We start from the raw sequence: 18,875 nt of genomic DNA, 5'->3' as shown, positions 1-18,875 counted from the left end.
GGGCGTCCGCGCCGGCGGAACGTCCTAGGCGCAGTCCGGGCAGAGGCCGCGGTAGGTGACCTCGACCTCGGCGACGACGAAGCCGAAGCGCTCATCGGCCGGGAGATTGGAGAGGGGGTTCCCGGAGAGCCGGACGTCGCGGATGGTGCCGCAGTTGGAGCAGACGAGGTGCTGGTGGGGATGGTGGGCGTTGGGGTCGTACCGCTTGGCACGGCCGTCGGTGGCGACTTCCAGGACCTCGCCGAGTGAGACGAGCTCGCCGAGGGTGTTGTAGACGGTGGCCCGGGAGATCTCGGGCAGCCGCTGGGTGGCGCGGGCATGCACCTCGTCGGCGGTGAGGTGGACGTGGTCGCCGTCGAGGACCTCGGCCACGACACGTCGCTGGGAGGTCATCCGCCAGCCACGTCCGCGCAGTCGTTCCAGCAGGTCACTCATTTGGGTTCACCTATTCGGGGTCGGTGGGATACCGGCAGTTTACCAGTGGTCGTCCGGGTTCTGAACTGGTACGGATTTGGCTGGCTTCTTGACTTAGACTCTGTCTATCGTAGGATCGGTTCCGGCAACAGCCAAGGGACAGGTCGATTCCAGGGAGTAAAAGTGACGGTTCAGGAGAGCGGCCCGCTGACCACTGAGGCAGGCGCCCCGGTCGCGGACAACCAGAACAGCGAGACCGCGGGCATCGGTGGTCCGGTCCTTCTTCAGGACCAGAGCCTCCTGGAGAAGCTCGCGCACTTCAACCGGGAGCGCATCCCGGAGCGCATCGTGCACGCCCGCGGCGCCGGTGCCTACGGCACCTTCACGCTGACCCGCGACGTCAGCGAGTGGACCCGGGCGAAGTTCCTGTCCGAGGTCGGCAAGCAGACCGAGACCTTCCTGCGGTTCTCCACCGTCGCGGGCAACCTCGGCTCGGCGGACGCGGTGCGTGACCCGCGCGGCTTCGCGCTGAAGTTCTACACCGAAGAGGGCAACTACGACCTCGTCGGCAACAACACCCCGGTGTTCTTCATCAAGGACGCCATCAAGTTCCCCGACTTCATCCACACCCAGAAGCGCGACCCGTACACCGGCTCCCAGGAGGCGGACAACGTCTGGGACTTCTGGGGTCTGTCTCCCGAGTCGACGCACCAGGTGACCTGGCTCTTCGGTGACCGCGGCATCCCCGCCTCGCTTCGCCACATGAACGGCTACGGCTCGCACACCTACCAGTGGAACAACGCCGACGGCGAGGTCTTCTGGGTCAAGTACCACTTCAAGACCGACCAGGGCATCAAGAACCTGACCACCGAAGAGGCGCTCCAGGTCTCCGGTATGGACCCCGACAGCCACCAGCGCGACCTGCGCGAGGCCATCGAGCGCGGCGAGTTCCCGTCCTGGACCGTGCAGGTGCAGATCATGCCGGCGGCCGACGCGGCGACCTACCGCTTCAACCCGTTCGACCTCACCAAGGTGTGGCCGCACGCGGACTACCCGCCGATCGAGATCGGCAAGCTCGAACTCAACCGCAACCCGCAGAACATCTTCGCCGAGGTCGAGCAGTCGATCTTCTCTCCGGCCCACTTCGTGCCCGGCATCGGACCGTCCCCGGACAAGATGCTGCAGGGCCGCCTGTTCGCCTACGGCGACGCCCACCGCTACCGCGTCGGCATCAACGCCGACCACCTGCCGGTGAACCGCCCGCACGCCACCGAGGCGCGTACCAACAGCCGTGACGGCTACGCCTACGACGGACGGCACGGCGGCGCCAAGAACTACGAGCCGAACAGCTTCGGCGGCCCGGCCGAGACCGGCCGCCCGCTGTGGCAGCCGACCCCGGTCGCAGGTGGCACCGGCAACCACGTCGCCCCCGTGCACGCGGAGGACAACGACTTCGTGCAGGCGGGCAACCTCTACCGCCTCCTTTCCGACGAGGAGAAGGAGCGCCTGGTCGCCAACCTCGCGGGCTTCATCGCCAAGGTGTCGCGCGACGACATCGCCGACCGCGCGGTGAACAACTTCCGCCAGGCGGACGCCGACTTCGGCAAGCGGCTGGACAGCGCGGTTCAGGCCCTCCGCAGCTGACCGGTCCGTTTGTCGCAGTACCCGGCGGGGTCAGGTTCGTCCACGAGCCAGCCTGACCCCGCCGTTCCACGTCGCAGCACCCGGCGGGGTCAGGTTCGTCCATGAACGAGCCTGACCCCGCCGTTCCACGTCCTATGCCGGCACCGCCGCGCGCTGCGCCACCCAGCACCGCACGATGTCGCGGACCGAGACCATGCCGACCGGATTGTGGCCGTCGAGCACCACAAGGTGCCGGAACCCGCCGTGGAGCATCGCCGCAGCTGCCTCCTCCAGGGTCCACTGCGGGGCGGCGAAGACCACGTCGGTGGTGGTGTGCGCCTGGGCGGTCTCGCGATCGGTGTCCATGCCGGCGCCCACCGCGTCCAGGACGTCGCGCTCAGTGAGGATGCCGAGGCCGCAGGTGTCGGGGTCCAGGACTATCGCCGCGCCGACGCGGCGGGCGGACATCAGCTGGGCGGCTTGTTGGAGGGTATGGGTCGGGCCGATGGTGAGGACCACCGTGCTCATGGCATCGCGGACCAGCATGGGATTACCCCTCGGGCTTCGAGAATGCTTTCACAAATTCACAAGCTCAGGCATTCTCATGTTCACATGCGCCCGCGGCGCCAGCAAGGGAGCGGGCGCTACTCATTTTCGCCCACTTAAGCGCATGTAAGCCCATATGAACCCAGTTACCCACAGTTACCCACAGTAACCCGGGTCTCACGGTCTCTAGTCGCGCCCCAGATACCCCAGCAGGTCCTCGTGCAGCAGGCCGTTGCTCGCTGCCGCGTTCCCTCCGAACGGACCCGGCCGCCCGTCCAGGCTGGTGAACACCCCGCCCGCCTCCTGAACGACCACCGAAGGCGCCGCCATGTCCCACAGGCTCAGCTCCGGTTCCGCACAGATGTCCACCGACCCCTCGGCGACCATCATGTACGGCCAGAAGTCGCCGTAGCCGCGAGTCCGCCAGCACGCGCGGGTCAGGTCCAGGAAGTCTGGCAGCTGCCCGTGCTCCTCCCAGCCGCTCAGCGACGAGTACCCGAACGACGCGTCCTCCAGCCGCTCCACTTGCGACACCCGCAGCCGTGTCGCCGCCGCCAGGCTGCGCCCCGTGTACGCACCCGTGCCCTGCGCCGCCCACCAGCGGCGCCCCAGCGCGGGAGCGGAGACGACGCCGACCACGCCCTCGTCGCCGTGCTCGCCGCGTACCACGAGTGAGATCAGCGTCGCCCACACCGGCACGCCGCGTACGTAGTTCTTCGTACCGTCGATCGGGTCGATGATCCACCGGCGAGGTCCGGTGCCTTGGCTGCCGTACTCCTCACCCAGCACCGCGTCGCGTGGGCGGGCGCGCTGGAGCTGGCTGCGGATCAGCTCCTCGGCTTGCTTGTCCGCCTCGCTGACCGGGGTCATGTCGGGCTTGGTCTCGACCTTGAGGTCGAGAGCCTTGAAGCGTTCCATGGTCGCGGCATCGGCAGCGTCGGCCAGGATGTGCGCAAGGCGCAGGTCGTCGTTGAACGGCATGAAGCGAACAGTACTGATCGCAAGCCGTCCTGGTCACGTACAGAACGCCCGGAGCCTTGACATATGACGACAGCACGTCAATTCTTTCCGCACGGCCTCGCCACGGGGTCTTGGAGGCAAGGATGCCTACAGTGCGAGAAGCCTTACTGGACGCGGCCCTGTCCGCGCTCGACGCCCAGCCCTGGGTGGCTGTCCGGATGGTGGATGTGGCGGTGGCCGCGGGGGTCTCCCGGCAGACCCTCTACAACGAGTTCGGCAGCAAGGAAGGCCTCGCCCGGGCTCTGGCCCGCCGTGAGACCGACGATTTTCTCGCCGGGGTCGAGCGCGCCCTCGCCGCCGCCGAACACCGCGGCGACGACGCCGGCGACTCCTTCGCCGCCGCCACCGCCTGGACCCTCCACACCGCCCGCCACAACGCCCTCGTCCGCGCCGCCCTCACCGGCTGCCGCAGTGACCGCCTCCCCGACCTCGCCCCCGACCCCGCCCCGCGCGCCTACTACCGCCCCCGCATCGAGGAGTCCGCCCCCTCCCCCCGCGCGCTCGTCGCCGAATTCCGTACGCGCGCCGCCGGTGCCTTCGAACACACCCACCCCAAGCTCGACCCCGCGGACGTCGGCCGGGCCTGCGAGGCCGCGGTGCGGCTGACGCTCTCCTACGTCATAGCCCCCGCGGCCTCCGACAACGACGCGTGCCAGCAGGTCGCCCGCCTGGTGCGGGGACTGCTGGCACACGGTTTCTGACCGGGCCCACCGGGGGCGTCAGCCGAAGGCGACCTTTCCGCCTGGAGGGTCAGACGGTGAAGAGTTTGAGCTTGACGCCGATGGAGTCGGCGAGGTGGGTGAGGTCGTCGGGGTCGCTGGTGACCACCGAGGCCTGATATTGGACGGCGGTGACAACGACGATCGCGTCCACTACGTCGGCCGTCCCCGAGGCTCCGCAGGCGATGCCGGCGGCGCGGCCGACACGTTGGTCGTCGGGGAGGATGTCGCAGCCCTTGAGGACACGGGAGATCTGGTGCTGTGGGCCGCCACGCCAGGCCTGGGCGAGGATCACGACGGGCACGATCGGGCGGATGCGGGCGGCCGTCAGGTCATCGTGCAGGGCAAGAAAGTCAGGGTGGCGTCGCTCGGCGGCCAGGAGCGCGCCGGTGTCGTAGATGATTGTGCGCACTATCCGGCTGCCCGCCAGGGCTCCTCGTCCAGCAGTCCGGCCTCTATCAGGAACTGGCGGGCGCGTTGCCGGGATTCCTCGGGCAGCGGGCCGTGCTCGCTCTCGTACTCGGCCACCAGCTCACGGGCAGCCGCGCGGCCCGCTGCGTGCAGAGCAGCGGCGCGGGCCTTCTCGACGGCAGCCTCGGCCAGCCAGGCCGAGAGGCGCGCATCGTGAGCCGTGGGCTCCCGCTGCGAGCCGTGCGTGACTATCGGACGGGGACTATCGTTGAAACGGTGGGCTGTCTAGACAGGACAGAGGTGTGGGCGATGCGCTGGCAGGTCCAGGAAGCGAAGCAGAAGTTCAGTGAGGTGCTCAGGCACGCCACGGCGGATGGGCCGCAGTTCGTCACCCGGCATGGGGAGGAGGTGGCTGTGGTGATCGATATAAGGGAGTACCGGCGTCTGCGGGGTGAGGAGACGGATTTTCGGGAGTTCCTGCTGGCCGAACCGGGCTGGGACGAGGATTTCGCGGAAGAGCTGGACGAAATCGTCCGTACCCGCGATCTGCCCCGCGACGTGAATTTTGGGGAAGACTGATGGGGCCGGTGGGGTACCTGCTGGATACGAACGTTCTGTCCGAGGTCCGGAAGCGCAACGCCGACCACCGAGTCCTGGCATGGATGCGCAGTACCCGGCCGGGAGAGGTGTTCACGAGCGCGCTGGTGATTGGTGAGATCCGCCGTGGCGCTGAGAACGTGCGGCGGCGTGATCCTGCCATGGCCGAGCGCCTCGACATGTGGTTGGCGAGAGTTCGCCGGGACTTCGGCGACAAGGTCCTGCCTGTCACCGCAGAGGTGGCCGAGGCATGGGGGCGCCAGGATTCGCCTGACCGGCTGCCTGCGGTGGACGGTCTGCTCGCGGCCACTGCAAAGGTGCACGACCTTGTGCTTGTCACCAGGAACATCAAGGACGTCGAGCGAGCGGACGTGAGGCTGGTCAATCCGTTCGAGTTCGGGGTCTGACGCCATCGGCTGGTTGCGTCGTAACAAGATCCCGCCGGTCCCCGCTGGAGGAAGCGGCCCTTCGGGGTGGTCAGACCCTGAAGAGTTTGAGCTTGACGCCGATGGAGTCGGCGAGGTGGGTCAGATCGTCGGTCGCTGGTCACCACCGGTAGCGCACGGTGGGAGCGCATTCCTACCGTTTTCACTTTGAGGGGAGTGTGGCACTTGCGCGGAGCAGCACCAGACGCCGCGTGATCGGTGAGGAGCCGCTCGGGTTGGGCGGCAAGACATCTGGTTCGAGTTGGCGGTGGGGGAGGGGCCTCCGCCCGCCGTAGCCGTTGTCCGATAGCCCGCACGCCGTCCTGCCCGGAGTGCGCGCAATGCGCGACTGAGACTGATGGCGGGTGGCTGCGCGGCGCGCCAAGCATGGATACGCTGGGTGATGATGCCCAGCGGTGAGGGAGGAGGCTGCAATGACAGTCGTCGATGAACGAGCGCACCGGATACTGGATCACATGGAGGTACCCGAGGGCTACAACGTCGAATTGATCAACGGGGAGATCATCTTGTCGCCGTCGGGCAAGCCGCTGCACTGGGAAATTCAACTTGAACTGATCCAGCAGTTCGGCATCCATCGCGAGTGGCGGATCGGAGCCGAGCAGACGGTGATCCACCCGAATTTCGCCGATGAGCCGCGTCCGGACTTCTTCGCGATGCCGGCATCTGTTCCCGTCGAGCCGGACGGGGTCTTCCCGGCCGACCGAATCGAATTCATCGTCGAGGTGCTGTCGAGGAACAACAGGGGCACGGACCTCGTGGACAAGGTTGAGGTGTACGCCCGCTTCGGGATCGGTCTGTATCTGATCATCGACCCGTTCAAGGGGCAGTGCGTCTCGCACCGCAGCCCCAAAGCGGAGGGATACGCCGAATCGTCGATGACGGACTTCGGCGGCCCTGTAGAGCTGCCCGAACCGTTCGGGTTCGCGATCGACACGTCCCGCTTCGGCCGGTATCCGGCCAAGCACTGACCTCGCGGGGCGGCGGCGCATTGACTGCCGCCTCCGGCGTCAGTGCGCGGAGCCCGACAATTGCAGGCCGATGACGCCGGTGACGACGAGGCTGATGGATACGATCTTGAGGGTGGAGACGATGTCGCCGAGGAAGGCCATGCCGTAGATGGCGGTGCCGGCGGCGCCGATGCCGGTCCAGACGGCGTAGGCGGGGCCGATGTCCAGCTTTTTGAGGGAGAGGGTCAGCAGGCCGAAGCTGCCGAGGGCGAAGAGGCAGAAGGCGATGGTCGGCCAGAGTCGGGTGAAGCCGTGGGAGAGCTTGAGGCAGACGGCGAAGCCTGTTTCCAGCAGACCTGCGACCACGACCAGCAACCAGGCCATGGGATGCCTTCCCTTCCGTCACTGTGCGATTCCTGAGCGATCATCACACAGCATGCCCAGAAAAGGCGGGCTAGTCCCCCTCCCGGCGCTCGCGGGTGGCCAGCAGACGGCGCAGTGAGTCGAGCCGGGCGGGCTCGGCGTGGCCTTCCGCGACCCAGGCGTCGAGTGCGCATTCGGGTTCGTCGTGGCTGCAGCCGCGCGGGCAGCCCTCGGTGCCGGGCTCCAGGTCGGGGAAGGCCTGGATGACGCGGGAGGGGTCGATGTGGTGCAGGCCGAAGGAGCGCACGCCGGGGGTGTCGATGACCCAGCCTCCCCCAGAGCCTTCGGCCTGGGAGGTACCCCCATCGTCGGGGAGAGGGAGGGCGAGGGCGGAGGTGGTGGTGTGGCGGCCCCGGCCGGTGACGGCGTTGACGATGCCGGTGGCGCGCTGGCGTTCGACGAGGGCGTTGACGAGGGTGGTCTTGCCGACACCGCTGTGGCCGACGAAGGCCGTGGTGCGGCCCTTGAGGCGTTCGCGGATCTGGTCGACGCCGCCGGTCAGGAAGTCGTCGCGGTTGGTGACGACGTAGGAGACACCGAGGGTGGAGTAGGTCTCCAGGAGGGCGTCGGCGGAGGCGAGGTCGGACTTGGTAAGGACGAGCAGCGGGTCGAGCCCGGCGTCGTAGGCCGCGACCAGACAGCGGTCGATCATGCGGGGGCGCGGCTCGGGATCGGCGAGGGCGGTGACGATGGCGAGCTGGTCGGCGTTGGCGACGACGACGCGCTCGAAGGGGTCGTCGTCGTCCGCGGTGCGGCGCAGCACGGAGGCGCGCTTTTCGACCCTTACGATCCGGGCGAGGGTGTCCTTGTCCCCGGAGAGGTCGCCCACGACCGCGACCCGGTCGCCGACCACCGCGCTCTTGCGGCCCAGTTCGCGGGCCTTCATCGCGACGATCTGCCGGTCGCCGACCAGCACATGGAGACGGCCGCGGTCGACGGTGAGGACCATGCCCTCGGCGGCGTCCTCGTGCTTGGGGCGGATGCTGGTGCGGGGGCGGTTGCCCTTGGGGTTGGGGCGGACCCGGATGTCGTCCTCGTCGGGGTTCTTGCCGTAGCGCCGCATGGTGACCGGTCAGCCCCGCCCGGCGGCGATGGGGGCGCCGAGCATGGACGTCCACATCTCGGGGAAATCGGGAAGCGTCTTGGCGGTGGTGCCGACGTTCTCCACCTGTACGCCGTCCACGACCAGGCCGAGCACCGCGGCGGCGGTGGCGAGCCGGTGGTCCTCGTAGGTGCGGAAGATCCCGCCGTGCAGGGGGCGCGGGCGGATCCGCAGGCCGTCGGGGGTCTCGGTGACATCGCCGCCGAGTTCGTTGATCTCCTTGGTGAGGGCGGCGAGCCGGTCCGTCTCGTGCAGCCGCAGGTGTGCGACACCGCGCAGCACGGACTCGGAGTCGGCCAGCGCCGCGACCGCCGCGATGCCGGGGGTCAGCTCGCCGACATCGCCCAGGTCGGCGTCGATGCCGTGGATCCGCCCGGTGCCGGTGAAGGTCAGGCCCCGGTCATCCAGAACGCACTCGCCACCCATCCGGGTGAAAAGGTCGCGCAGCGCGTCACCGGGTTGGGTGGTGCGGGTGGGCCAGTCGGGGATGGTGATCCGGCCGCCGGTGACCAGCGCCGCCGCCAGGAACGGCTGGGCGTTGGAGAGGTCCGGTTCCACGGTGAGGTCCCTGCCCAGCAGGGCGCTCGGGTCGACGCGCCATACGTTGCGTTCGCCGCCGTTCTCGGGTGTGTCGACCTTGGCGCCGGCCGCGCGCAGCATCTCCACCGTCATCCTGATGTGGGGGAGGGACGGAAGCTTCGGGCCGGTGTGCCGCACCTGCACGCCCTGGTTGAAGCGGGGGGCCGACAGCAGCAGCGCGCTCACGAACTGTGAGGACGACGAGGCGTCGATCTCCACCTTTCCGCCGTCCAGCGCCCCGCCGCCGTGCACGGTCAGCGGCAGCGACCCGCGCCCCTCGTCGTCGATCCGGGCGCCGAGCACGCGCAGCGCGTCGACCACGCCGTGCAGCGGTCGCTGGTACGAACGCGGGTCCCCGTCGAAGCGGATCTCACCGTCGGCGAGCGCGGCGACCGGCGGCAGGAAGCGCATCACGGTGCCGGCGTTGCCGACATCGACCGTCGCCGGGCCGTGCAGTCCGGCCGGGATGATCCGCCAGGCCTCGCCGCCTCCGGGATTGACCGTCTCGTCGAGCTGTACACCCATGGCGCGCAGGGCGTCGGCCATCAGGACGGTGTCGCGGCTGCGCAGCGGGCGCCGTACCCAGCCCGGCTCGGAGGCGAGCGCGGCGAGCACGAGCGCGCGGTTGGTGACCGATTTCGACCCGGGCACGGTGACCGTCGCGTCGACGGGGCCGGACGCGATCGGTGCGGGCCAGAATGCGGTGTACGCGGGGTTACCGGTCATGGGACCCAAGCGTAGTGGCTTACGAACAAGGATAATCCTGACCGAATCAGGCGAAACGCGAGCGAAACAACGATCCTGTACGGAGTCCTTCGCCCGCGCTTCACCCGCTCAGCCGCCTATCACAGGGGGACGCGCGGTATGGGCCGTGGCGTCACAGGCCTGTCAGCCACCGCCCGCCGCCGAAGAGCGCGAACAGCCCGATCGCGTGGAACAGCAGCAGCCACACCCCGGCCGGGGTGTGGGTGAGACGGGCCAGCTGGTCCGCGTCGGATTCCGGTGCCTCGCCGCGACGGCGTTTGCGCTGTAGCTCGAACACCGGCCGTACGCCGCCGAACAGCAGGAACCACACCGCCAGATACCCGAACCCCGCCTGCACCTGTGCCGTCGCCAGCCACGACACGAGCAGGAACGCCGCCCCCGCGACGAGCACGGTCAGCGCCCCGTACGCGTTCCGGATCATCACCAGCATCGCGATGAGTAAAGCCGTCGCTCCCCACAGCAGCGCTGTTATGTGCCCGGCGGCCAGCAACAGCGCCCCCGCCAGGCCCAGTAGGGACGGCGCCGAATATCCGGCGGCCGCGGTCAGAACCATGCCGAGGCCACTCGGCTTGCCGCGCGAAACCGTCAGTCCCGAAGTGTCCGAATGAAGCCTTATGCCTTCGAGGCTGCGGCCGGTCAGCAGTGCGACGAGGCCGTGGCCGCCCTCGTGTGCGATCGTCACGGCGTTTCGGGTGATCCGCCATATCCCGTGCGGCAGCACCGCTGCCAGTGCGAGCAATGCGGTCGCGGCGACCAGCCAACCTGATGGGTCCGGCTGGGTCCCGAACACGCGGTCCCACACGTCGGTGATGCTGGATGTGTCCATCGTTCCCTTCCAACGGGCGTCACGACGCTGAAGTGCCTGGCAGTGTTGCACCTATGTGCGGTCGATATGCAGCGAGCCGGCAGCCCCAGGACCTGGCGGGGCTGTTCGATGTCCAGAAGTGGGACCCGACGGAGGCGCTCGCCCCGAGTTGGAACGTGGCTCCGACAGCGAATGTCTACGCGATATTGGAGCGGCCCGACAAGGAGTCGGGCTCCAGCTCCCCGGTACGGCAGCTGCGGGTGATCAAGTGGGGGCTCGTACCCTCCTGGGCCAAGGCACCCGACGGTGCCGCGAAGCTGATCAATGCGCGGGCCGAGACGGTGCACGAGAAGCCGTCCTTCAGGCAGCCTTTCGCCGCGCGGCGCTGCCTTGTTCCTGCGGACGGCTACTACGAGTGGGTCACCGCGAAGGACGAGCGGCAGCTTGAGGAGCAGGGGAAGAAGAAGCGGGCGCGCAAGCAGCCGTACTTCGTCACGCCGGTGGACGGATCGGTCATGGCCATGGCCGGGCTGTACGAGTTCTGGCGGGACCGCACGCTGCCGGAGGGGCACCCTCAGGCGTGGTGGGTCACCTGCACCGTCCTCACCACCGAGGCTGAGACCTCGGCGCTCGCCGACGCCGGGGGCGGGGATGGGGATGGGCCGCGGGCGCTTGCCGACATTCATCCGCGTATGCCGCTGGTCCTTCCGGCGGATCGTTGGGACGCGTGGCTCGACCCCGCGGCCACCGACCCTGACGAGGTGCGTTCGCTGCTTGCTGCTCCGCCGCCGGGGCTTCTGCGGGCCTACCCCGTCAGCACCGCCGTCAGTAACGTCCGTAACAACGGGCCCGAGCTTCTCGACCCTCTCCCCGCCCCGGAGGAGGAGACGCTCTTCTGACGGCCCCGCCGTCGGGCCCGGCGCCTGCGGCGGGCCTTTTCCCCCGACCGTCCCCCAGCTACCTCGCCCAGCCTTCGGCCGGGAGGTGCCCCCAGGAGGTGCCCCCATCTCGCTCCGCTCGCTCTGCGGCACGCCTGCCCACAACGTGGGTATATCCAGCCCGTCCGGCGTTTGAGGACTGGGGGTCCCACCCACGCCCGCCAGGGCCTAGGGGGCGGGTCCGGGGGCGGAGCCACCGGTTTCGGGAAAGGACGGGGAGGGGCAAGCGCCGCAGGCGGCACGGCGGCGGCAGGATGGGGGCGTGGACCTTACAGAAATCGTGTCGACGCCCGCCGGGGATGCCCGGGTGACGTGGTTCCCGGCGGCGGGGACGCCGAAAGCGGTGCTGGCGGTAGGGCACGGGGCGGGCGGCGGGATCGAGGCGCGGGACCTGCGGGCGCTGGCGGCGGCGCTGCCACCGCGGGGGATGAGCGTGGCGCTGGTGGAACAGCCGTGGCGGGTGGCGGGCAAGAAGCTCGCCCCCGCGCCGAAGGCCCTGGACGCGGCCTGGACGGCGCTGTGGCCGGCGCTGGCCCGGCCGGGGCTGCCGGTGGTCGCGGGCGGCCGGAGCGCGGGGGCGAGGGTGGCCTGCCGGACGGCGAAGGCGCTGGGAGCGGCCGGGGTGGTCGCACTGTCGTTCCCGCTGCACCCGCCGGGCCGGCCGGAGCGGTCGCGGGCGGACGAGCTGCTGAACGCCGGGGTGCCGACCCTGGTCGTACAGGGCGGACGCGACCCCTTCGGTCGCCCGGAGGAGTTCCCGGCGGAATTCCCGGCGGAACTGCCGCCCGGCTCGGAGCTCGTGACGGTGCCGTACGGCGACCACGGCTTCGCCGTACCGAAGTCGGCGGACATCACCCAGCCGGAGGCTCTCGCGCTGCTCACGGACGCCGTGGCGGCCTGGCTGGCGGGCTGGCCGGCGGCCCGGCCGGAGCCCCGGGAATGAGCCACGCGGCGGGTGTGTTGTGTGAGGCATCGGTACGAAAGTAAACGCCAGGCAAAAGTAAGGATGGGTGCCGTATGGGTTCGACGACCTGCCAGGCCCGCGCGGGAGCGGAGTATCTGAGCTGGCCGGACTGGTCGGCGGAGCGCGGCAGGACGGGTGCGCCCGGCACGCCTGTCCCCAGCGGGATATCCTCCGATTCGAGCGGGACCGGTTTCGGCCCCGTGACCGTATTGGAGGAGGTGGGTCCGGTCACCGGCACCGACGACACCACGGCCGAGGTAACCCAGGCACAGTCAGAGGCGCGGTCGAAGGAGACCGACGCCGACCGCAACGCGCGCTTCGAGCGGGACGCCCTGGAGTTTCTCGACCAGATGTACTCGGCCGCGCTGCGAATGACCCGCAATCCGGCCGACGCCGAGGACCTGGTACAGGAGACGTACGCGAAGGCGTACGCGTCCTTCCACCAGTTCCGCGAGGGTACGAACCTGAAGGCCTGGCTGTACCGCATCCTCACCAACAGCTTCATCAACTCGTACCGCAAGAAGCAGCGCGAACCCCAGCGCAGTGGTGCCGAGGAGATCGAGGACTGGCAGCTGGCGCGTGCCGAGTCGCATATGTCGACCGGCCTGCGCTCCGCAGAGTCGCAGGCGCTCGACCACCTGCCCGACTCGGACGTCAAGACGGCCCTGCAGACGATCCCGGAAGAGTTCCGGATCGCCGTGTATCTGGCCGATGTCGAGGGCTTTGCCTACAAGGAGATCGCCGACATTATGGGGACACCCATCGGTACGGTGATGTCCCGTCTGCACCGGGGGCGCCGACAGCTGCGCTCGTTGCTGGAGGACTACGCCCGGGATCGCGGGCTTGTCCCGGCCGGCGCGGCGGATCAGAAGGGCTCGGAGACATGAGCTGCGGGAAACCTCATGAGACGGACTGCTCCGAGGTACTCGACCATCTTTACGAGTATCTCGACGACGAGATGTCCGCCGACGCCTGCGCCAAGTTCAAGGAGCACTTCGACGAGTGCCACCCGTGCTTGGAGAAGTACGGCCTGGAGCAGGCCGTGAAGAAGCTGGTCAAGCGGTGCTGCGGCCAGGACGACGTGCCGACCGACCTGCGCGCCAAGGTGCTCTCCCGGATCGAGCTGATCCGGGCGGGCCAGGTGGTCCCTGTCGCGGCCTCGGAAGTTGTCGCCGAGGCCGGGAGCACGGCCCCGACCGGCAGCCCGGCACCGTAGCGCGGCCTCCCGCACAACGCGATGGGCGCGGCCCTCACCAGGGCCGCGCCCTTTGCGCTGTCCCAAACCGGACGGTGGGAAGCGCCCGGGGTACCTGGCGTGGTTGGATGCGGCTATGTCGTCAAACCGACAAGCCCGGCGGGGTGTGACAGGGTCCGCCCGTGGCAAGGAGGAGTGATGAGAAACGTGCTGGCACCGGCAGGCGGGACGTGGTGAGGATCTTCGGCAGAGTGCGGCACCGGCCGTCCGCCACCTGGCGGCAGGCCACCGACCGCGCGTTCACGCTGATCGGCGACGGGCGGTACGAGGACGCCGGCGCGCTGCTGACACGCGCCGCCGACATGGAGCCGTGGCTCTCGGAGTCCTGGTACAACCTGGCGCTGCTGCACAAGTTCCGGCACGACTGGGAGCAGGCCCGCACCGCCGGGCTGCGCGCCGTGGCGCTCCTGGAGCGGGCCCCCGGGGCCCCCGACTGGTGGAATGTCGGCATCGCCGCCTCGGCCCTCCAGGACTGGCCGCTGGCCCGCCGCGCCTGGCAGGCGTACGGGCTGCGCCCGGATTCCGGCGCCGGCCCCGTCCGGATGGAGCTCGGCAGTGCGGCCGTGCGGCTCTCCCCGGAGGGCGAGGCGGAGGTCGTGTGGGGCCGCCGGCTGGACCCGGCCCGGATCGAGGTGCTGAGCATCCCGCTGCCGTCCTCAGGGCGCCGCTGGGGCGAGGTCGTCCTGCACGACGGCGCCCCCAACGGCGAGCGGGCCACCACCGACGGCGCCGGCTCCCGTAAGGCGGTGTCGGTGTATCCGGTCTTCGACGAGATCGAGCTGTGGGCGCCGTCCCCGGTCCCCACCTGGCTCGTCCTCCTCGAAGCCGCCACCGCCGCCGACCGCGACGCCCTGGAGCGGCTCGCCGCCGACGCCGGCTTCGCGGCCGAGGACTGGTCGTCCTCCGTACGCCTGCTCTGCCGTACCTGCTCCGAGAGCCGGATGCCGACCGACGACGGCTCCGCCGACTCCCGCGATCCCCACGACCACGGCCAGCCCGGCCACCCGGGACACCTCAGCCACCGCAGCGCGGGCGCCCTCTGGGTCTCCGAGCGCGAGTGCGGCGTCGCGGCGCCGGCCTCCCTGGTGCGCGGGCTGCTCGACAGCTGGGTCGCCGACAGCCCCGACACCCGGGACTGGCGTGATCTGGAAGAGGTCTGCTGACCGGCCGTACCCTTTACGGGCAGATACAAGGCCCCAGGAAGGCGTACGGCAGACGATGTCGCAGCAGGACACTGAGCACCAGCAGGACGAGCAGCAACAGCAGGGGTCGTTCTTCGACGACGTGACCGACGCCGCGGCTCGTGAGGAGGCTCACCGCGCCCGGGGTACCGCCAAGCCGATCACCGTCGTCGGAAATCCGGTCCTCCACCGCCCGTGCCGGATCGTCACCGAGTTCGACGATTCACTCGTTCGGCTCATCGACGACATGTTCGCCAGCCAGCGGGCCGCCGAGGGCGTCGGCCTCGCCGCCAACCAGATCGGTGTCGACCTGCGCGTCTTCGTCTACGACTGCCCCGACGACGACGGCCGCCGGCACGTCGGCCACATCGTCAACCCCGTCCTCGACGAGCTCCCCGCCGACCAGCGCGTCCTCGACGACTCCAATGAGGGCTGCCTCTCCGTCCCCGGCGCCTACATGGAGCTCCCCCGCCCCGACTATGCCGTCGTCCGCGGCCAGGACCTGCACGGCAACCCCGTCGCCGTCGCCGGCTCCGGCTATTTCGCCCGCTGCCTCCAGCATGAGACGGACCACCTCTACGGCTACCTCTACATCGACCGGCTCTCCAAGCGCGACCGCAAGGACGTCCTCCGGCAGATGGCCGAGCTGACCCCCAAGTACGCCACCGTCCCCAACGAGTGAGGCCGCGCGCACCGGGGCGGGCCCCGCACATGACAGGGCCCGCCCCGGTGCGCGTTTCCCGGCCCGGTCAGAAGTCGTCGTCGAAGGAGGCTTTTCCAGGGCGCACTGCCGGCAGGTCCTCGGACTCGCGGTACGCCGGACAGCGCCCGCGCAGGTGTCCTCCGCCCGGTCGTGCCCCGCTGTCGCGGGGCCGGGGAGGCGGGCGGAGGACGGGCGGGGGCGCCCCGTTACGCGGCGATGTGCCACGTCCGGCGTGCGGCCTCGCGCCGCTCCGCCGCCGCGTGGGCGGCCTGCGCGGCGCGCAACTGACGGGTGATCCGGCGCTCGTGGGCCTGGCCCGCCACCGCCGGGAGAGCCAGGAGGACGAAGAGGATGATAACGGCCGCAAAGGCGAGGAATGTGTCCATGCCTCTACTGTCGCGCTCGGCGCTGTCACCCGGGAGTGGCAGGACTGCCGTAGTACCTCGAATTCCTGCCAGGAACCTGCCATGCTCGACGCATGCTGAAAAACGTGGCCGTCGTGGTGCTCAACGGAGTCCAGCCTTTCGAACTCGGCGTCGTCTGCGAGGTCTTCGGGATCGACCGCGGCGAACAGGGCCTGCCCGTGTACGACTTCGCCGTGGCCGCAGCCGAACCCGGCCCGATCCAGGCCCAGGCGGGCTTCACGATCACCACTCCGTACGGCCTGGAGCGGCTGGCGGAGGCGGATTTGGTCGCGGTCCCGGCGGGCGGCACATATGGGAGCCGCGCATACCCGCCGGAGCTGCTGCTGGAGCTACGCCGGGCGGTCGAGCGCGGCGCCCGCGTACTGAGCGTCTGCTCGGGCGCGTTCGTGCTGGGCGCGGCCGGGCTGCTGGACGGAAGGCGCTGCACGACGCACTGGCGGCACGCCGACGATCTGGCGCGCCGCTTTCCGCTCGCGCAGGTGGAACCCGATGTGCTGTACGTGGACGAGGACCCGGTGATCACCTCGGCCGGGACGGCGGCCGGCATTGACGCGTGCCTGCACCTGGTCAGGAAGGAGCAGGGCAGCGAGGTGGCGAGCACCATCGCCCGGCGCATGGTGGTGCCGCCGCACCGGGAGGGCGGCCAGGCGCAGTACATCGACCGGCCGCTGCCGCGCAGCGCGCAGTGCGACACCGTCGGGGATGTGCTGGGCTGGATGGAGCGCCACCTGGACCGCGAGGTGACGGTCGAGGAGCTGGCCGTCCGGGCCCATATGTCGCCGCGCACCTTCGCCCGGCGCTTCCAGCAGGAGACCGGCACCACCCCGTACCGCTGGCTGCTGGGCCAGCGCGTGCTGCTGGCCCGGGAGCTGTTGGAGGGCACGGACGACACGGTGGACGCGATCGCCGCACGATCGGGCTTCGGTAACGCGGCGGCACTGCGGCACCACTTCGCACGCTCGGTGGGCACGACCCCGCAGGCGTACCGGCGTACCTTCCGGGTGCCCCCGGAGGCCGTACGGGCGTGAGGACCGGCCCCGTACGGCCTCCGGGAACGCACCGGCGCCGGTGTTACGCGCTCGCCGCCACCGGCAGTTCCCCCTTGACGCCGGGCTCGCCCGCGTCGGACGTGTAGTCCGCCGGAGAGGTCTCGTCGACCCCGTCGGCCACCTTCGCCGCCCGCAGGGCGAGGGTCAGCACCACCGTGACGACGAGGTTGAGTACGAAGGCGGTGAGCCCGATGTACCCGATCTGCCCGATCACGGGAATGGTGTCGGAGGAGCCGCCGAAGTGCTTCTGGCTGGCACTGGCGACGCCGTAGGCGACCCAGGTCCCGTACCCCATGCCGACCGCCCACCCGGCGAGCAGCGCCCAGCGGTGGAACCACCGGGTGAAGAGGCCGCCGACGAGAGCGGGGAAGGTCTGCAGGATCCAGATGCCGCCGAGCAGCTGGAAGTTGATGGCGACGGTCCTGTCCATGGTGAGGACAAAGACCAGCGCGCCGACCTTCACCAGCAGCGACACCAGTTTGGAGACCCTGGTCTGCTGCTCCTGCGTGGCGTCCGGCTTGATGAAGTCCTTGTAGATGTTCCGGGTGAACAGATTCGCCGCGGCGATGGACATGATCGCCGCCGGCACCAGCGCGCCGATGCCGATCGCGGCGAAGGCGACGCCCGCGAACCACGAGGGGAACATGTTCTCGAAGAGCTGGGGGATCGCCAGCTGCCCGTTGTAGCCGGTGATGCCCTTGCCGACGCCGTCGGCGAGCGCCATGAAGCCGAGCAGGGCCAGCAGGCCGAGCATGAGCGAGTACAGCGGCAGCACGGTGGTGTTGCGGCGGATGACGTTGCGGCTCTTGCCGCTGAGCACCGCCGTGACGGAGTGCGGGTACATGAACAGCGCGAGCGCGGAGCCGAGCGCCAGCGTCCCGTAGGCCCACTGGGCGGTGTCCCCGGGGGCGAGGGCGCCGCGGGGCTTGCCGGTGGCCGGGCTGATGGTCGCGTACGCGTGGCCGGCCTTGGTGAAGATGTCGCCGAAGCCGCCGAGCTTGATGGGGATGTAGATGATGGCGACGGTGATGACGATGTAGATCAGCGTGTCCTTGACGAACGCGATCAGCGCGGGGGCGCGCAGCCCCGAGGAGTAGGTGTACGCGGCGAGCACGGCGAAGGCGATCAGCAGGGGCAGGTCCTTGACGAACCAGTTGCCGGAGCCGCCGACGCCCATCACATCGAGCACCGCCTGGATGCCGACCAGCTGGAGCGCGATGTACGGCATGGTGGCGAGGATGCCGGTGACGGCGACGGCCAGGGACAGGCTCTTCGACCCGAACCGCCCTCGCACGAAGTCCGAGGTGGTGACGTAGCCGTGTTTGTGGGAGACCGACCACAGGCGTGGCAGGAAGGTGAATATCAGCGGGTAGACCAGGATGGTGTACGGGACGGCGAAGAAGCCGGCCGCGCCGGCCGCGTAGACCGCCGCCGGGACGGCGACGAAGGTGTACGCGGTGTAGAGGTCGCCGCCGAGCAGGAACCAGGTGACCCAGGAGCCGAAGCTGCGGCCGCCGAGTCCCCATTCGTCCAGGTGGAGGGCGTTCTCGGCCCTGCGCCAGCGGGCGGCCAGGAAGCCCATGACGGTGACGGCCAGGAAGAAGAAGATGAAGACGCCGAGCGCGACGCCGTTGACACTATTGACGCTGTCCTTCATTTCGCCGCACCCCCCTTGCGCGCGCGCTCCTCACGGCGGACCAGGAGGTACGCGGTGAAGGTCAGAGCGGACGAGACGGGCACCCAGAGCATCTGGTACCAGTAGAAGAACGGGATGCCGATGAACTCGGGGGTGATCCTGGAGTAGGAGCTGACCCACAACATCGCCACGAACGGCACGATGAGGCAGAGGCCGGCCACTACACGGGTAGGGGTGACGACCGGTGTACGGCCCGGTGATCCGGTTGTTGCTGACGACATAAACGTGGCCCCGTCCTCAGTGCGAAACTCCTGGGAACTCCTTTGT

General features: G+C 69.6%; 23 protein-coding genes. 12 read left to right on the top strand and 11 right to left on the bottom strand.

Going from position 1 to position 18,875, the window contains the following annotated elements:
• Positions 1–24: 24 nt before the first annotated feature.
• Positions 25–435, bottom strand: a complete 411-nt coding sequence (locus FCI23_RS16420) for a Fur family transcriptional regulator (protein WP_136724635.1) — start codon at positions 433–435, stop codon at positions 25–27.
• A 162-nt stretch (positions 436–597) separates the two neighbouring features.
• Between FCI23_RS16420 and FCI23_RS16415 the strand changes: the two genes are divergently transcribed.
• The gene (locus FCI23_RS16415) at positions 598–2,058 is read left to right on the top strand and encodes a catalase (protein WP_136724634.1); all 1,461 of its coding nucleotides are present in this window, start codon (positions 598–600) and stop codon (positions 2,056–2,058) included.
• 132 nt (positions 2,059–2,190) lie between these two features.
• On the opposite strand, the gene FCI23_RS16410 is transcribed toward FCI23_RS16415, so the two are convergent.
• Positions 2,191–2,583: a CBS domain-containing protein gene (locus FCI23_RS16410; RefSeq protein ID WP_136724633.1), complete on the bottom strand. Its 393-nt coding sequence runs from the start codon at positions 2,581–2,583 to the stop codon at positions 2,191–2,193.
• A gap of 186 nt (positions 2,584–2,769) precedes the next feature.
• Entirely contained in the window at positions 2,770–3,564 is a 795-nt protein-coding gene (hisN, locus tag FCI23_RS16405; protein WP_136724632.1) for a histidinol-phosphatase, read from the bottom strand.
• 122 nt (positions 3,565–3,686) lie between these two features.
• On the opposite strand from hisN, the gene FCI23_RS16400 reads away from it, so the two are divergent.
• On the top strand, positions 3,687–4,304 hold the full coding sequence (locus FCI23_RS16400) for a TetR family transcriptional regulator (RefSeq protein WP_136724631.1): 618 nt from the start codon (positions 3,687–3,689) through the stop codon (positions 4,302–4,304).
• 49 nt (positions 4,305–4,353) lie between these two features.
• On the opposite strand, the gene FCI23_RS16395 is transcribed toward FCI23_RS16400, so the two are convergent.
• On the bottom strand, positions 4,354–4,734 hold the full coding sequence (locus FCI23_RS16395) for a PIN domain nuclease (RefSeq protein ID WP_136724630.1): 381 nt from the start codon (positions 4,732–4,734) through the stop codon (positions 4,354–4,356).
• A 308-nt stretch (positions 4,735–5,042) separates the two neighbouring features.
• On the opposite strand from FCI23_RS16395, the gene FCI23_RS16385 reads away from it, so the two are divergent.
• The 3 genes from FCI23_RS16385 (at position 5,043) to FCI23_RS16375 (ending at position 6,744) form a co-directional block, all read left to right on the top strand.
• The gene (locus tag FCI23_RS16385) at positions 5,043–5,312 is read left to right on the top strand and encodes a type II toxin-antitoxin system Phd/YefM family antitoxin (RefSeq protein WP_136724629.1); all 270 of its coding nucleotides are present in this window, start codon (positions 5,043–5,045) and stop codon (positions 5,310–5,312) included.
• A complete protein-coding gene (locus FCI23_RS16380; RefSeq protein WP_211265346.1) occupies positions 5,312–5,737 on the top strand; it encodes a type II toxin-antitoxin system VapC family toxin in 426 nt (141 codons plus the stop codon). The genes FCI23_RS16385 and FCI23_RS16380 overlap by 1 nt, the downstream gene beginning before the upstream one ends.
• 452 nt (positions 5,738–6,189) lie before the next feature.
• Positions 6,190–6,744, top strand: a complete 555-nt coding sequence (locus tag FCI23_RS16375) for a Uma2 family endonuclease (protein WP_136724628.1) — start codon at positions 6,190–6,192, stop codon at positions 6,742–6,744.
• A gap of 39 nt (positions 6,745–6,783) precedes the next feature.
• Here the strand turns inward: FCI23_RS16375 and FCI23_RS16370 are convergent, their stop codons facing one another.
• The 4 genes from FCI23_RS16370 to FCI23_RS16355 all read right to left on the bottom strand — a co-directional run bounded on the left by FCI23_RS16370 (position 6,784) and on the right by FCI23_RS16355 (position 10,418).
• On the bottom strand, positions 6,784–7,107 hold the full coding sequence (locus FCI23_RS16370) for a DMT family transporter (RefSeq protein ID WP_136724627.1): 324 nt from the start codon (positions 7,105–7,107) through the stop codon (positions 6,784–6,786).
• A 70-nt stretch (positions 7,108–7,177) separates the two neighbouring features.
• A complete protein-coding gene (gene rsgA, locus FCI23_RS16365) occupies positions 7,178–8,209 on the bottom strand; it encodes a ribosome small subunit-dependent GTPase A (protein ID WP_136724626.1) in 1,032 nt (343 codons plus the stop codon).
• A gap of 9 nt (positions 8,210–8,218) precedes the next feature.
• Positions 8,219–9,553 (bottom strand): 3-phosphoshikimate 1-carboxyvinyltransferase, encoded by a 1,335-nt coding sequence (aroA, locus tag FCI23_RS16360; protein ID WP_136724625.1) that lies wholly within the window; start codon positions 9,551–9,553, stop codon positions 8,219–8,221.
• A 151-nt stretch (positions 9,554–9,704) separates the two neighbouring features.
• Complete coding sequence (locus tag FCI23_RS16355; protein ID WP_136724624.1) at positions 9,705–10,418, bottom strand: M50 family metallopeptidase; 714 nt, start codon at positions 10,416–10,418, stop codon at positions 9,705–9,707.
• Positions 10,419–10,471: 53 nt separating this feature from the next.
• Between FCI23_RS16355 and FCI23_RS16350 the strand changes: the two genes are divergently transcribed.
• The 6 genes from FCI23_RS16350 (at position 10,472) to def (ending at position 15,417) form a co-directional block, all read left to right on the top strand.
• Complete coding sequence (locus tag FCI23_RS16350; RefSeq protein WP_136724623.1) at positions 10,472–11,296, top strand: SOS response-associated peptidase; 825 nt, start codon at positions 10,472–10,474, stop codon at positions 11,294–11,296.
• A 301-nt stretch (positions 11,297–11,597) separates the two neighbouring features.
• Entirely contained in the window at positions 11,598–12,278 is a 681-nt protein-coding gene (locus FCI23_RS16345; protein ID WP_136724622.1) for an alpha/beta hydrolase family protein, read from the top strand.
• A gap of 239 nt (positions 12,279–12,517) precedes the next feature.
• Positions 12,518–13,186 (top strand): sigma-70 family RNA polymerase sigma factor, encoded by a 669-nt coding sequence (locus FCI23_RS16340; protein WP_169316818.1) that lies wholly within the window; start codon positions 12,518–12,520, stop codon positions 13,184–13,186.
• Positions 13,183–13,515 (top strand): mycothiol system anti-sigma-R factor, encoded by a 333-nt coding sequence (gene rsrA, locus FCI23_RS16335; protein ID WP_136724620.1) that lies wholly within the window; start codon positions 13,183–13,185, stop codon positions 13,513–13,515. Before FCI23_RS16340 ends, rsrA begins: the two co-directional genes overlap by 4 nt.
• 212 nt (positions 13,516–13,727) lie before the next feature.
• Entirely contained in the window at positions 13,728–14,717 is a 990-nt protein-coding gene (locus FCI23_RS16330) for a tetratricopeptide repeat protein (protein ID WP_136724619.1), read from the top strand.
• A gap of 55 nt (positions 14,718–14,772) precedes the next feature.
• Positions 14,773–15,417: a peptide deformylase gene (gene def, locus FCI23_RS16325; protein ID WP_136724618.1), complete on the top strand. Its 645-nt coding sequence runs from the start codon at positions 14,773–14,775 to the stop codon at positions 15,415–15,417.
• A 227-nt stretch (positions 15,418–15,644) separates the two neighbouring features.
• Here the strand turns inward: def and FCI23_RS16320 are convergent, their stop codons facing one another.
• Positions 15,645–15,824 (bottom strand): hypothetical protein, encoded by a 180-nt coding sequence (locus tag FCI23_RS16320; protein ID WP_136724617.1) that lies wholly within the window; start codon positions 15,822–15,824, stop codon positions 15,645–15,647.
• 92 nt (positions 15,825–15,916) lie between these two features.
• On the opposite strand from FCI23_RS16320, the gene FCI23_RS16315 reads away from it, so the two are divergent.
• On the top strand, positions 15,917–16,891 hold the full coding sequence (locus tag FCI23_RS16315; protein WP_136724616.1) for a helix-turn-helix domain-containing protein: 975 nt from the start codon (positions 15,917–15,919) through the stop codon (positions 16,889–16,891).
• A gap of 43 nt (positions 16,892–16,934) precedes the next feature.
• On the opposite strand, the gene mctP is transcribed toward FCI23_RS16315, so the two are convergent.
• The gene (gene mctP, locus FCI23_RS16310; RefSeq protein WP_136724615.1) at positions 16,935–18,569 is read right to left on the bottom strand and encodes a monocarboxylate uptake permease MctP; all 1,635 of its coding nucleotides are present in this window, start codon (positions 18,567–18,569) and stop codon (positions 16,935–16,937) included.
• A complete protein-coding gene (locus tag FCI23_RS16305; protein WP_136724614.1) occupies positions 18,566–18,829 on the bottom strand; it encodes a DUF3311 domain-containing protein in 264 nt (87 codons plus the stop codon). The genes mctP and FCI23_RS16305 overlap by 4 nt, the downstream gene beginning before the upstream one ends.
• Positions 18,830–18,875: the final 46 nt, after the last annotated feature.

It is taken from the genome of Actinacidiphila oryziradicis (assembly GCF_005047355.1).
Lineage (GTDB): Bacteria > Actinomycetota > Actinomycetes > Streptomycetales > Streptomycetaceae > Actinacidiphila > Actinacidiphila oryziradicis.
The sequence above is the reverse complement of the archived record's forward strand: the minus strand, read 5'-3'. Positions and strand labels throughout refer to the sequence as shown.